We start from the raw sequence: 13,398 nt of genomic DNA, 5'->3' as shown, positions 1-13,398 counted from the left end.
AGAGACATTTAATTTTGAGGAAAGACGGCCGACCTAAGCCTCTTCGGTTCGCAGCTTTCACAACGGTCGAGGGCGAGCCTTGTTGCGGGAGAAGTTGTAATTATAATTGAAGAGCTTTTGAAGAATGCTTTTCGAAAGGGAGAGTTGACCGTGGGCCTTATCGCCGTGCACCCCATGGAAGGATGCGGGAAATTACGGCGCTGGTACAAGGCAACTATATCTGTACCGCTGCCCATTCTGAACGTGAATGTTTATCTTGCCGACGGCGATCCGCCGATTTTGGTAGACTGTGCCACTATGGCTGAGGAGTGTCGCAACGGGATGCTTGCGGCATTCGATGCTACAGGCGTGAGGCCCGAACTTCTCGTGATCACCCATTTTCATCCGGATCATGCGGGCTTGGCGGGTTGGTTAGAGGACCTTGGACTTTCCGTGGCGGCCTCTGTTGGGACGATAGAACTCATGGAGTATTATTCTCGCGGTAGAGACACATTCGAGCAAACCGTTAGAGCCTTTCACTCTAAACACGGCACGCCCGAGAAGGCTTTAGATGAGATATGCAACGTGGCCGATTGGTCGAGCCTCGTTTCCTTTCCCCGACGTCCAGTTGCCCTTGAGCCAGGAGAGTGCGTGGCCGCTGGGCTTGTGCTCGTCGATGCCCCAGGCCACTGTTATGGCGGTGCCTGTCTGTGGGATGAAGCGGAGGGGGTGTTTTTGGCCAACGACCAAGTGCTGAGCGGCATTACGCCTCATATAGGATATGAAGAGCATTGGACACCTGAGGCAGACCCGTTGAGGGAGTATAAGCGTTTCCTGAACAGGCTCAGAGGATTTTCCTTCGATCAAATCCTGCCCGGACATGGCGAAAAGCTGGTCCAATGGGAGGATGAAGTACGGCGGATCGAGGCGCATCACTCTTTAAGAGAGAGGCACCTCCTCGATCTCGCCGGAGATGAGGTTGTAACGGCCTATGAGACAGCGAGGCGGCTCTTCCCGGGCGCCGATTCCGGCATACAATTGCGCTTGGCCATCACGGAAGCCATGGCTCACCTCCAATATCTGGTGAGTGAGGGTTTGATGGAGCGCAGAGAGGAAGACGGTATATTCGTTTATAAAGCTAATGCCGGCGTTTTTGTCCTTGAAAGAGATCTCGCCCCGAGTGAGGTGATGAGAGGAAACAATTGAACAGCTCTGCGAGATCGCCGCGACTTATCTTTATAGAGGCGTAATAAGCGCTTTCTTCCACGTTTGCGGCCAAGTGCTCTACGGAGGAAGGGCTCTTAAGGCACGACAGGATTGAAGTGAGGAATTTTGCCTCTTCTTCGCTATCGTAACAACGATGGACTACTTCACCTCTTATGGTCACTTGATCGCGGTGCAAACAAGATATGTTATGAGGGAGTTTGGCCTTTTTACCTGGTTTGACATGAGCCTTGCCGGTTAGTTTTCTCTGGGAGTGGATCAAAAGATATACCCTATCCCTCCGACCTAAGAGTATGGAAACGGGGAGGTAAAGCAGACTGTGGTGGGGCAACAGCGATATAGTGGCTTTGATTTCCGGATACTCTTCGTTTTCCAAGCTGTAACGGGCAACGACGCCCGCATATCCCCCTATCCATGTATACTCTTTCTCGACAGGAGAGAGCGCTTCCTCCATCTGGCGGGCAAGACCTCTGACCAAAGTAAGGTTCAACCTCCTTCCGCGCCAGTATTGAAGGCTTGCGAGTAGCCCTAAGAGCAATATGGCAATTGCGCTCTTGCTCATCGATGCTCTCCTTGCTGCGCCGAGAGAGCGTCGATGATCATATTGCCGAGGGCGTTGAGTCCTTGAAGGGTGGAAATCTCGCTTCCCATGTCGGGCAGCTCTATTCGATAAATTCCTTTGTGGCGTCTAATGAACTCATATAAACCGGAAGCGGAGAAATGTGCAACGCGTTCTTCTCCTTCCGGGGTCTTGTTTATTATGCAGGTCCTTACGACGAAACCTCCGTTAGAAAGCTTTTCTATCGCCCTTTCGGCCTCCATTACGGAGAGCTTGTCGGCTTGCAGTATCAACAGAATCGTAGCGTTTGCGCCGCGGAGGAACGACTGGATTTCGATGATTTCTTCTCTGTACCTGCGCAGTTCTTGCACTACCGGGTCATCTCCGCTGAGGTCCTCGGTACGGAGTTTGTCGGATCCATCAATCCTCTGAATGTAGGCACGCCTTTCTAAGATCTTGAGCCGCAGAGAGAGGAGGTTATCGATCCAAAGTAGCGTGACGGCGGGAAGCGATAGCATACGCAGCGTCATGCCCGTGGGTGCAGTATCAAGAATCACCGTGTCATATGCTGATGACCTTTCACTTATGCTTCCTACGGCTTCGAGCATGGCGAACTCTTCCATTCCTGGGGATTGCTCAAGAGCCTCTAAAAAGCGATCAACATTGAAAATCTGCAAATGACCGTAGATCGGCCGCACTTGGGACAGTTTTTTGCGCACGTATATCTGAACCTGAGTATCCAGATCTACCTCTAACGCTGAGAGCCTTTCTTTTACCTCTTTCGGTTCGGCCGCGAGAGGAGACCCTAATACGTCACCCAAATTGTGAGCTGGGTCCAAGGATGCCACAAGAGTGCAACTCCCTCTCGATGAGATGGCACACGCCATAGCAGCGGATATGGTAGTCTTTCCCGTGCCGCCCTTTCCGATCACGATGAACCGCTTGGGGGGCGTACTCGTCTTCTTGCCCTCAGATTTTGAGGATCCCGGCGACCTGTGCGAAGAGGTCATCGCTTTCTGCAACTCGCCTTTCCAATAACTCGAGCTCTGAACCCAGGTGAGGTAGGAGCCGCAATACCAATCCTGTCGTAGGAGCTGGCAGGCCGATGAAAGTTCCTACGAGTAGGAGGGCAAAGGCCTCCTCTAACGCTTGAACCTCTGCCCTCACATATTCTGTCGCCTGACGACGCAGTACCGTCTTTAATAGCTTGAGGATATCCCAATGGCCCATATCACGCCTTCTAATATTTTATCGACTCAGGCATTCCTGTCCCTTTTGACGGCATGCTCCGGAGGGAACGGTAGAAATCGTAGGCGAAGATCAAGGCCAAGACTATCTCCAATACCACGAAACCCTGCACGAGGGGGGTCGATGGCACGGCGAACAAGAACCACCATAATCCCACGAAGACGGTAAGCCAAAGTGCTCCGGCGCAAGCCATGATAAACCTGACATGTCCTCCAGAAGCGGTCGTCCATCTCAAGACCCAGAGGGCAACCGTCAAAAGCGTAACGGCAGCCAACATTTGATTTGCACCTCCGAAGGCTGGCCACAGCACATTATATGCCTTATTCCAAGCGAGCAGTATGCTGAGAGCCGAAGGTATCGCTGAAGCAAGCCACCGATTGGTGATGACACCGTGGAAGTCTTCTAATGAATCTTTCAACGGTTCCCAAACCTCTTCCCAAGCGAAGCGAAGCACTCTATTTCCGGTATCCATTGAGGTTAGGGTGAATGCTGAGACCCACAGGCTCGAAAAGATTGTGCCAACTTGAGCCGATATGCCAAAAGCTTGCTGTATGAGCTTTCCGTAGCTTTGAGTGAATATACCCAAGGGACCTCCCACGGCCCCTATGGCCTTCACGTAGTTTTTGCCTAAGTATAAGGGCTCCTTGAGACTATCTGCGACTATGCCCATTTCGGTGAGTTTTCCGGTTGCTTCCCTAAAGACAAGTAGGCCAAAAGCGGCTATGGTTATCGTTACCACTGAAGATAGCAAACCCTCTGTCAGCATTCCTCCGTATCCGACGATCAATCCTTGTGTCTCTTTGTCGAGCTGTTTTGAGGTTGTGCCTGAGCCTATTAGGCCGTGAATGCCCGATAGGGAACCGCAGGCGATGATTAGGGGCACAACTGGCCAATACGGTGAAGGCACGCCCCCCACTATATTAGGACTCCAGCTCGTGAATCCCGCCAGCTCCATCTTTGCTCCAGCGAAGATCAAAGCAACGGCTCCTGCCACGAGCCCTAAAACCAGGATAAAGGAATTAAGATAGTCTCGAGGCTGGAGGAGCATCCACACCGGCAAAGCGCTGGCTGCCATCATATAGACGAAAAAGATGACCATCCACCCCTTGTAACTGATATTTAATGGTGCAAGTGAACCGAGCCATATTGCTCCTATGGTAAGAATGACGCCGATGATAGAGCCGAGCGTGAAGTTGATCCGCCACTTAAAAAGGAGAAATCCTGTTATGACAGCGGCGGCGATGAACCATATGGACATGCTCGCCACGTCGGGGCGTGCGATGAATAGGTAAGCTAAGGAAGTGGCAAAGGCGGCAAGGGCCAGCACAAGCGTCAGATATGCGAAGACCTGAAAGAGGTACGAGGTGCGCCGGCGCATCATCTTTCCAGCTATCCACTGAATAGATTTGCCTTCATAGCGGACGGAAGCCATGATGGAAAGATAATCGTGGACCGCTCCTATAAGGATATTGCCGAACCATATCCAAAGCAGACCTGCCCACCACCCCCAGGCCATGGCCAGTGCGGGCCCAAGTATTGGTGCACCGCCGGCGATGGAGGCAAAGTGGTGCCCAAAAAGCACAGCAGGATGCGTAGGGACGAAGTCCACATCGTCATATTTAGTGTGAGCTGGCGTGGGCTTTGAATCATCTGCCTTCACTACCTTGCGCGCCAAGCTTCTCCCATACGATAGATAACAAACAGCATAAATGGCTATTCCCAAGACGAGCAAAACCGACGTATTCAAGACACCAACCCCCTCTATGAGATTAAGACTTTTAGTATATTCTGAGCCATGACAACCGCTAATACAAGGGGTTGCTGGCTCTAATGCTCTATCTAAAATGTAGCGAAATGCACATGATACATCTCATGCAAATCCTTGGCAGTAGGTTTGTATGGCCTTCCGGATGAGCCTTTAACATAAAGGCATTTGTTATGTCGGGGAAATATCCACAAGTATAGTCCAATTGTAGACGGTTGTTGTACTCTCAGTCTTTGGATCATGAGATATGGGATCGAATCTCGCCATTTTCTCTTTCTTGGAGAGTTCATTATATCCCCTGCTTGCTTCCCGGATGATCTCCCTACGTGCCTGCATTGGTAGCTTTGTTTCTGCCCTCCATTTATTAAAGGGAATGATACCTTTAGTTTGATTTTTAATCAAGGTATCTCGATCACTTGTTAAGTGGCTGTTGGTTAGATATAATTAAACAAAATTATAATGGCGAAATAGTTATTTACATAGTAGCATGATTTTCATCTACTTTTATAGCAGTATGATAGTTAAGTTATGCGTCATGATTGCTCATGCAGGAGCCAAAAATTTCATTGAGCTTTCATCAAGCGGGAAAAACTTCAAATCGACAAATATCTTTGGAGAATTATATGGACAAAATGAATCGATAAAATAAAAGATGACTTACCTGATTGAGATGTAAGTGTTTAATAAATACTTTAGGCAAACATATTTGGCATTAGTCTAATATAATAAACTTAAAAAGGAGGTGGAGTCTAAGGTCTATTTATTAGAGTGATAGATCTGATAGAAGGAAAGTTGTAGATTCTTACGTTCTTTGAGATGTTAGCATTTGCCTTTGCTACTAATTTTTTATCCTCGCAATATTTCCTTAGACTTAAGCCATTATTTTGGAGAGCAGAAGTGAAAACCGAAGTTGTGAGTGCAATAAGTTGATAGTTGGCGAGCAGGAACTATATTGCATAATTAAATCTGATAAATGCCAAACAGATGTGCAATATTAAAGGGGGTGTTCTTTAGTGCGGAGAGGAGGGCAAACAATGAGAAAAGCAGCAATAATTGTTTTTGTGATCAACTTTGTGATTTTAGGAGGCGCGACATTTACGATGGCAGGATCTTACGTTCCTGTAGCTGAAAAGACGGGGATCAGCATTATTCAAGAAGATGGTGTGATCGCATGGACGGGTCCATATGGTGGGAAGATAAAACCAAACGGCCCGTTAGCTGGAAAGAAAATTGGGTTGCTCGTTGGTTGTGAGTTTAGCGACTGGCAAGCCTATTATCTTGCATCGTTCATTGGAGAGTTTGGCGGAACGCCTCAATTTGTAATGAACAATAATCATTTATGGAAAGAGACGAGGCCAATGCGCGGTACGCCAACCGAGCCGCACGGTATGTGGGGTTTAAGTTTAACCGGTGGCATGGATGGCCTCGGTCTCAACGGCAACAGACTTGAATATCCGGTAGTGACGCAAAAAGGGAAAGGCCTTGCGGTTGAGTATTCTGTTGCAGACCCTCAAAAGTACGATGCCATTGTCATTTTGGGCGACCATTCTGGCGACATATTATGTGCCGATGATGTGGCGTTAGGGTTTATAAAGGCCGTGGCCGACAGGGATGTTCCCATAGCTGCTATTGGGGGCGGTATTCTCCCGCTGATCAGTCTTGGCATGATGGATGGCAAGAAATGCACGGGCAATCGAGCCGTTGATTATATGCTGAAGGAGATCGGGGATTATCGCGGCGAACCTGTTGTAACAGATGGCAATATTATTACCGGCAGAGACACAGTCGATACTCCTGCTGTGCTCAGAGCGTTGTGCAAAGCTTTCGACCCCAACTTCGTTGACGAGCATAAAGATATCCTCAAAGGCAAGAGGATCATGGCTATGGTTTGCGAGGACTGGGAGGATATCGAGCTGTGCGCCCCCATACTTGAGTTTATGTACAGAGGTGCGGAAGTAATTGTCGGACTGTTTGAGCCTCAAACGAAATCGCGACCTGCGCTCTTAGGGTCTGATGTACGTCATGGAAGTTTTGGGACAACCGTTCCATTTCAGGAAATCCCAGATAGCTACTATAAAGTTACAAAGGAAAAGGATTTAAGGATGGATGATTTCGACTTGGTATTTATTCCTGGCGCCTTTAACCCATGGCATATAACCGTGTTACATCGCGATTTCCTGAGGGACGCTTACGCCAAAGGGAAAATTATAGCTGCTATTTGTCATGGTCCAATTCCTCTGGCCGCTGCTGATTTGCTGAAAGGAAGGAAATGCGCTGGATGGTTGGCCTGCAAGGACGCTGTGAACATTATGGGTGGTACATTTATGAAAGATTGGGCTGCGGCAATCGATGGGCGAATTGTGACAGGAAGAACTCCGCCGGAAGTGCCCGAGTTTGTAGATGCCATTACTGAGGCGCTACTGAGACTGTAGCATAGTAAGGGCATGTCCGAGCTTTTGTTCGGACATGCCCTTATGATTTTTCGTCTCGCTTGTTTGCCCAAAAAAGGTGCGGAGCTCATGGCATTCTTTGTGCGATTAATCCATAGTATCTCATAGAGGCTAGCTATGGTTTTGAGGTTGAGCAATTTAAGTAAAATGATAGAAAGATGATCCTATATCTGGTTACGCTTAATAGCATAGAGCTCGTGATTCTAATCGTTTCTTGACATAGAAATCATGGCACTGTATATTTCAACAAAGGGCGTGATTTTAATTAAAAAACGACTATAAGAGGGGTGATGGGCATGAAAAGGTGTCAGGCTACAGCGATATGGGTTGCCATTCTTTCCTTGGTTTGTGCGGTGGCGATTGGGCTTCCAAACGAAGCATTGGCTAAAGAAACCGTGACGATCCGCATTGCCAGCGCATTTGAGCCGCTTCATATCCTTTGTAGATCAGCAGATAAATTCAAAACCATGGTAGAGGAGCGCTCTAATGGAGAAATTAAAGTAGAACTCTTCTTCGGCGGCGTTATGGGTTCCGAAGAGGAAGTGACCGAAGCCGTGAGCATCAAGGCAGTGGAGATGCAAGCTGGGGGCGGGTTGCCCATCCAGATGTATGCGCCGAAATACTATTTTCTTGACTCTCCTTACGTGATTAAAGACTGGGAGCATTTCAAGCGGGTATTCAACGGTGACTTAGGACAGAAAGCCCAAGCAGAGGTGTTGAAAAACGGAAACACCATGTATCTCGGCGTCGTATATAGGGGCTTGAGACATTTCACCAGCAATAAGCCGGTTCGCACGCCAGCAGATTTAAAGGGCATAAAACTGCGCTTGCCACAGCTTCCCACATGGGTGGCCGTTTGGAAGGAGCTGGGGGCGCTGCCCGTCCCGATAGCCTTAACTGAACTGTTCACTGCTCTACAAACTGGCGTAGCTGATGCGTCCGAGGGCGACGTCACCCAGATTCATTCGTTCCATCTGTACGAGGTTCAGAAATACCTCTCGCTGACTGGTCATTTGGTCCAAACAGGGGCACTCACTATAAACAAGCCTTTCTTCGATAGCCTCAGCGAGGAGCATCAGAAGATAGTAAAAGAGGCCGGCCTGGAGGCTGCGGAGTGGGGATCTCAGCAAATACTGAGTGGCGAGGAAGATATTATAGAAGATCTAAAGGCAAAAGGTATGGAAGTGATAACCCCGGACGCCGAAGCCTTCAGAGAGAAAGCACGACCTGCTGTGGAAAGGTTGTTCAAGGAGCAGTGGACTGTTACTACGTGGGATGAGGTGCTTTCGTACTAAAGCAACATAGAGCACAAATTCGCATTATCGCTTTTGTATCAAAAACTTGCTCAATAAATATTTAGTGATCATGTTGTCTATATGCGGGATACCGAGGTTGTAACTTTGGTATCCCGCAATGGATCCCATAAAAATGGAGAGGATGGACTTGGTTGTAAGATTTAAACATCGTTTTGACAGTATTCTGGAATGTATTACGACATTAGGCTTCATATTGATGTTGTTGTGCGTTGTCATGCAAGTCGTCTTTCGTTACGTTGTGCATGTTCCTATTCCTTGGACAGAGGAAGCGGCGAGATATTTTTTGATCTTCGTCACATTTTGGGGCGGGGCTGTGGCTATAAGGACCAGAGAGCATATCAGCATCCCCGTACTGCTGGATAGGCTCCCAAAAGGCGCAAGTTTATTTATCCAGTTGATTTTTATTGTGGCTATGGGCATCTTTTTGGTTGTAGTGTTTAGGGGCAGTGTCGTTATGACGGCATTGACTTGGAACTCCCCCGTTGGCTCCATTCATTGGCTCACACTCGGTAGGGTTTATTTGATCCTTCCTACAGGTACTTCTCTCATGTTAATTTATTTAGTAGCTTGGGCGTTAGAAATATTAAAAGAATTGCGCGATATTATTAAAGTGAAAGCAGGTTGATAGAAGTGGAATTCTTTATTTTTGTCGCTGTATTGATCGCTTTATTTATGGGTGGAATGCCCGTCGCGTTTGCCTTGGGAATTACGGGGCTGATCCTGTTGCAGATCTTGTGGGGAGGCTCCTTGAATTTCGGGATTGTGGCCCAAAGGTTGCTTTATGGGGCCAACAACTTTGTCATACTGGCCATACCGTTTTTTATTTTAGCTGGAAAGTTGATGAACACTGGCGGAATTACGAAACGCATCTTCAAGTTCGCAGATGTCCTCGTTGGGCATATGAATGGAGGATTGGGACAGGTAAATGTGGTAGCGAGCATGATCTTCGCTGGAATGTCCGGCTTGGCCGCCGCAGATACAGCCGGCTTAGGCCTCGTTGAAATTAAAGCCATGAGAGATGCTGGTTATGACGATGATTTCAGCTGTGCAGTTACTGGGGCGAGTTCGGTCATCGGACCGATCATTCCGCCCAGCGTGCCTTTGGTGATTTACGGGATACTTGCTAATGTATCCATTGGCCGCCTATTGATAGGTGGGGTAGTTCCGGGCGTTTTGGTAGGCATTTGTCTCATGATGATGGTGTCTGTCTACGCCAAGAGGAAGGGTTACCCGAGACGTCCGAAGAGCAACGCTAAGGAGATCTGGCAAGCCTTTAAGGAAGCTATCGGCGCTATGTTGACCCCCATCATTCTCATAGGTGGTATTTTAAGCGGGATTTTTACGCCTACAGAGGCTGCAGCCATAGCTGCCATTTATGCCCTGATTTTAGGCTGTTTCGTATATAGAGAGATATCGTTGGCAGATTTGTGGAAAATATTGAAAGAAGCCTCTCGGGAAACCGCTACCATAACCTTTATCATTAGCTGCGCGACATTTTACGGCTGGGTATTGATCCGCAGCCGCACGCCAATTATTTTGTTGGAGTTTATCACTGGAATTAGCACTAATCCTCTGGTGATACTTTTATTGCTGAACATCTTTTTACTCATTATAGGATGTTTTATGGAAAGTATAGCAGCACTCGGCATTTTGGTTCCCACTGTTACCCCTTTAATCTTAAAAGTTGGCATAGACCCGTTACATTTCGGCCTCGTTATGATCCTTAACCTCATGATAGGTTTGCTTACCCCTCCATTTGGTATGAACCTATTTATCTTAAACAAGATAACGGGCATACCATCGACCAGAATAGCGAGAGCCTGTTTGCCCTTTTTTATCCCCCTTTTTGCTGCCCTCATCGTGATTACCCTCTTCCCACCGGTTGTCACTTTTTTGCCAGACCTGCTGTTGGGATCAAGGTAAAGGAGGGAAGCACAACGAGCACTTTAGAGAGGACTTAAGTTTATGAATCAAGAAGTCGCCTCGCACTTTGAGCTTTTTTAAGCTTTAGTGCGCTCGGGAGTGCTAAGAGCGGTACGACGGCCATTACCAGCAAGGCAGTTGTAAGATTCGCAAAGTCGGCCACCATGCCGAGGGGGACGACTAAGAGCTCTGCCATCCCCCAAGAAAAGCCCATAGATAGAGAGCTGGCCACGCTGCGCGCGTGGGGTGCCATCTCTTGAGCCATGGCGGCAGTGGCTGCTATATTCGCTTCCAGAGCGCTCACCCCTAAGATGTATAAGATAAGCGATGGCGCTCCTGTGATAAGGGCAGCGGGCACAAGGCAGATTGTTGATATGATGACCGAATAGCATGAAAGTGTTCCTTTGTTCATGCGGTCGGCAATGTAGCCCCCTGCCATAGGTGCCCCCACTCGAGCTATGGAGATGATAAACAGCGTCGTTCCTACGTCTGCTATCGATCCACCACCCGCTGCCACCACCAGTGGAAGAAGGAAGCGCACCCCTTGGACAACGGTGTCGCGCGCTATGGCTACGACTAAGGCGGGCAGTGTGGTCTTCGCCACCGACCAGACATCGATGAATACCCCTGCCCTCGAAGCGTCAGTTTTGCTACACAGCTGCTTGGGAATGTGCGGCAAAAATTTCAGGATGAAAAACGCATAAGCACAGACGGGTATCAGTGTTACCATCGGCATTAACTTTGGTCCTACGGTTTGATGTAAGCCGACGGCGTAAAGAGGGCTTATGGCTGCCGCTAAGATGCCGCCTGTCGAAAATATAGACAGAGAGAAAGAAAGTCTTCCCGGAGGCACGATGAAGCCGATAGAACCTTGAGCCTGAGGGTGAAAGGTAGAGCTGCCTATAGCCCAGAGCGCCACAAAAATGAAAGCCAGTCCGTAAGTCGGTGATGAGGGAATGAGCGATGCCCCGATGGCGGATAGGATTGGCCCCACCAAGAGGGGGATTGTTTTGGTCGTCCTGTCCGCGAGATGCCCCAACATCGGCTGACCCGTCATGTTTATTATTCCGGAGACTGAGCTCAAGAAACTCGCCTGGGTGATGGATATCCCGAGGCGTGCCACCAGCGTGGGTACGAAAGCCGGCAAAAATGACGCATGGATGTCGTTGATGAAATGCCCCAACGCCAAAAGGAGCACTCTTTTTAAGGCAGTGCCTTCGCGCGCTTGTTCTTGCATTTTGTCATCTCCTCGGACAGTAGAAACCCTTTCGATAGCTTCGAGCCATAATAAAGATTACATTACTTTTACCCGTTTTGCATCACGTTATCCGAAAAACCTCAATTTGTTTTGACCTCAATTTGTTTTGAAACGAAGCCATCTTCATCCAAAACTGTGAGCCTGTTGCCTAATTTAACGTTCCTAATGATCTATGACTTTTGGTCACGATTCGTCTTTACATGTTTATTTACTGGATGATTTCTCTTCCGGTCTACACCGACGACAGCCCCCATCCTCCGCCCCCCTATGACATCTTTTAAAGGAATTGGTAACTTTGCTTTTATTTTATGCAAGACACAGAGTTGACAGAAATTAGCGTCATTTAGTAAAATGCTTTTCGAAGGACTGGAACATTCTTTAGTAAGATAAACATGTTGCTGAATCAGTTATAGGTTTTTGGTTTTGCTTGAGAAAACAAAGCATTATGTGGACTTTATCGTGAGCGTGCAGTACTAATCTATTTGATAAATTATTGCCACTACTTACTCAAAATTACTAAAAAATTGCTCAATTTGCTTACATTCGCCCTTGGTTTATTTAAATGGCAGAGAAGAATTAAGACAGTGCTGATGTATTTTACAAGTTATATTGCTAATAGTGTAGCTAAAATGTAGGCTATTCAGCAGACTCGCTCTACTATATGGCATTTTGTGAACTAAATAGGAGTTTCAATGGAGGTGTAATCTGTGGAGAGGGTAAGGGTTGGGATGGTGGGGTGTGGTTTTGTAGCACACATCCATGTCAATGCCTTAAGTCGAGTAGCAGGGATTGAAGTGGAAATAGCAGGAATTGCTTCGCGCACAAAAGAGCACGTTGAGTCCTTTGCGAGACAGTTTGGCATTAACAACTGTTACACTGACTATCGTTATCTTTTAGACTCTAAAGACATCGACGTTATTGATGTTTGTGTCCCGAACATTCTTCACGAGAAAGTCTGTATGGAAACTGCAATGGCAGGCAAGCACATCATCTGCGAAAAACCGCTGACCGGGTATTTTGGCCAAGATTTATCAGAGACAGTTGAGAATGTCGGGAAGACTATTTCTAAGAGACAAATGTATACACAGGCTATGAAAAGCGCGCAAAGGATTGTGCAGGAAGCTAAAAGCAATAAAGTAAAGTTGTGTTATGCGGAGAACTATATATATGCTCCTGCGTTAACAAAAGCTAAACGTCTCATTAGAACGAGTAAGGGGACAATACTCGATATCAGGGCTGAAGAAAGCCATAGCGGGTCGCACGCTGCGTATGCAAAGAAATGGAAACTGGCAGGAGGCGGTTCCCTCTTAAGACTGGGATCTCATCCATTGGGCGCGGCGATACATTTGAAGTATTTCGAGGGTTTAATGACAGAAGGCGAACCGATCAAAGTAAAGTCTGTTACCGCAGAAGTGGGTAATCTCACAAAAACTCCTTCTTTTCTGAAAGGAAACAAAAAATGGCTTGTAAGCGACTGGGAAGACGTGGAAGACTATGATGGACCCCATAAGCTGGACAGAGGAATAAGATGGATGTTAGCCTGTATATACAAAAAGGAGGCAGACATATGGGCAACATTCGCAAGAAATACGATGCTACATTAAAAGCTAAAATAGCTTTAGAAGCAGTAAAGGGAGAAAAGACAATAGCGGAGATATCCAGCGAATATGGGGTAC

The 13,398-nt window shown here is 47.6% G+C and carries 11 protein-coding genes; 6 read left to right on the top strand and 5 right to left on the bottom strand.

From position 1 onward, the window contains the following. The first annotated feature begins 150 nt into the window (after positions 1 to 150). Positions 151 to 1,185: an MBL fold metallo-hydrolase gene (locus tag EZM41_RS00750; RefSeq protein ID WP_198468431.1), complete on the top strand. Its 1,035-nt coding sequence runs from the start codon at positions 151 to 153 to the stop codon at positions 1,183 to 1,185. On the opposite strand, the gene EZM41_RS00745 is transcribed toward EZM41_RS00750, so the two are convergent. From EZM41_RS00745 to EZM41_RS00730, 4 genes are read right to left on the bottom strand one after another with little or no spacing between them, the layout of a single operon-like run. Further along, positions 1,118 to 1,765, bottom strand: coding sequence for a hypothetical protein (locus EZM41_RS00745; RefSeq protein ID WP_198468429.1), 648 nt, complete (start codon positions 1,763 to 1,765; stop codon positions 1,118 to 1,120). The genes EZM41_RS00750 and EZM41_RS00745 overlap by 68 nt on opposite strands. Continuing rightward, complete coding sequence (locus tag EZM41_RS00740) at positions 1,762 to 2,694, bottom strand: ArsA family ATPase (RefSeq protein ID WP_342449184.1); 933 nt, start codon at positions 2,692 to 2,694, stop codon at positions 1,762 to 1,764. The genes EZM41_RS00745 and EZM41_RS00740 overlap by 4 nt, the downstream gene beginning before the upstream one ends. A gap of 37 nt (positions 2,695 to 2,731) precedes the next feature. After that, positions 2,732 to 2,992: a hypothetical protein gene (locus EZM41_RS00735; protein WP_198468427.1), complete on the bottom strand. Its 261-nt coding sequence runs from the start codon at positions 2,990 to 2,992 to the stop codon at positions 2,732 to 2,734. A 10-nt stretch (positions 2,993 to 3,002) separates the two neighbouring features. Continuing rightward, positions 3,003 to 4,757, bottom strand: a complete 1,755-nt coding sequence (locus EZM41_RS00730) for a carbon starvation CstA family protein (protein ID WP_198468425.1) — start codon at positions 4,755 to 4,757, stop codon at positions 3,003 to 3,005. A gap of 1,052 nt (positions 4,758 to 5,809) precedes the next feature. On the opposite strand from EZM41_RS00730, the gene EZM41_RS00725 reads away from it, so the two are divergent. The 4 genes from EZM41_RS00725 (at position 5,810) to EZM41_RS00710 (ending at position 10,464) form a co-directional block, all read left to right on the top strand. Further along, on the top strand, positions 5,810 to 7,207 hold the full coding sequence (locus tag EZM41_RS00725; protein WP_198468423.1) for a DJ-1/PfpI family protein: 1,398 nt from the start codon (positions 5,810 to 5,812) through the stop codon (positions 7,205 to 7,207). 314 nt (positions 7,208 to 7,521) lie between these two features. Continuing rightward, a complete protein-coding gene (locus tag EZM41_RS00720) occupies positions 7,522 to 8,520 on the top strand; it encodes a TRAP transporter substrate-binding protein (RefSeq protein ID WP_198468421.1) in 999 nt (332 codons plus the stop codon). A gap of 148 nt (positions 8,521 to 8,668) precedes the next feature. Continuing rightward, positions 8,669 to 9,166: a TRAP transporter small permease gene (locus EZM41_RS00715; RefSeq protein WP_198468419.1), complete on the top strand. Its 498-nt coding sequence runs from the start codon at positions 8,669 to 8,671 to the stop codon at positions 9,164 to 9,166. Positions 9,167 to 9,171: 5 nt separating this feature from the next. After that, positions 9,172 to 10,464, top strand: a complete 1,293-nt coding sequence (locus EZM41_RS00710) for a TRAP transporter large permease subunit (RefSeq protein WP_198468417.1) — start codon at positions 9,172 to 9,174, stop codon at positions 10,462 to 10,464. A 40-nt stretch (positions 10,465 to 10,504) separates the two neighbouring features. Here EZM41_RS00710 and EZM41_RS00705 read toward each other — a convergent pair whose 3' ends face one another. Further along, positions 10,505 to 11,701: an MFS transporter gene (locus EZM41_RS00705; protein WP_198468415.1), complete on the bottom strand. Its 1,197-nt coding sequence runs from the start codon at positions 11,699 to 11,701 to the stop codon at positions 10,505 to 10,507. Between the two features lie 728 nt (positions 11,702 to 12,429). On the opposite strand from EZM41_RS00705, the gene EZM41_RS00700 reads away from it, so the two are divergent. After that, entirely contained in the window at positions 12,430 to 13,326 is an 897-nt protein-coding gene (locus EZM41_RS00700) for a Gfo/Idh/MocA family oxidoreductase (protein ID WP_198468413.1), read from the top strand. Positions 13,327 to 13,398 lie beyond the last annotated feature (72 nt).

This window comes from Acetomicrobium sp. S15 = DSM 107314 (genome assembly GCF_016125955.1).
Classification (GTDB): Bacteria; Synergistota; Synergistia; order Synergistales; family Thermosynergistaceae; genus Thermosynergistes; species Thermosynergistes pyruvativorans.
Note: the sequence above shows the minus strand (reverse complement) of the source record. Positions and strands in the feature narration are given on the sequence as shown.

Coding starts and splice junctions, on each gene's coding strand:
- EZM41_RS00705 (WP_198468415.1), bottom strand. CDS start 11,701: ATGCAAGAACAAGCGCGCGAAGGCACTGCCTTAAAAAGAGTGCTCCTT.
- EZM41_RS00745 (WP_198468429.1), bottom strand. CDS start 1,765: ATGAGCAAGAGCGCAATTGCCATATTGCTCTTAGGGCTACTCGCAAGC.
- EZM41_RS00725 (WP_198468423.1), top strand. CDS start 5,810: ATGAGAAAAGCAGCAATAATTGTTTTTGTGATCAACTTTGTGATTTTA.
- EZM41_RS00720 (WP_198468421.1), top strand. CDS start 7,522: ATGAAAAGGTGTCAGGCTACAGCGATATGGGTTGCCATTCTTTCCTTG.
- EZM41_RS00735 (WP_198468427.1), bottom strand. CDS start 2,992: ATGGGCCATTGGGATATCCTCAAGCTATTAAAGACGGTACTGCGTCGT.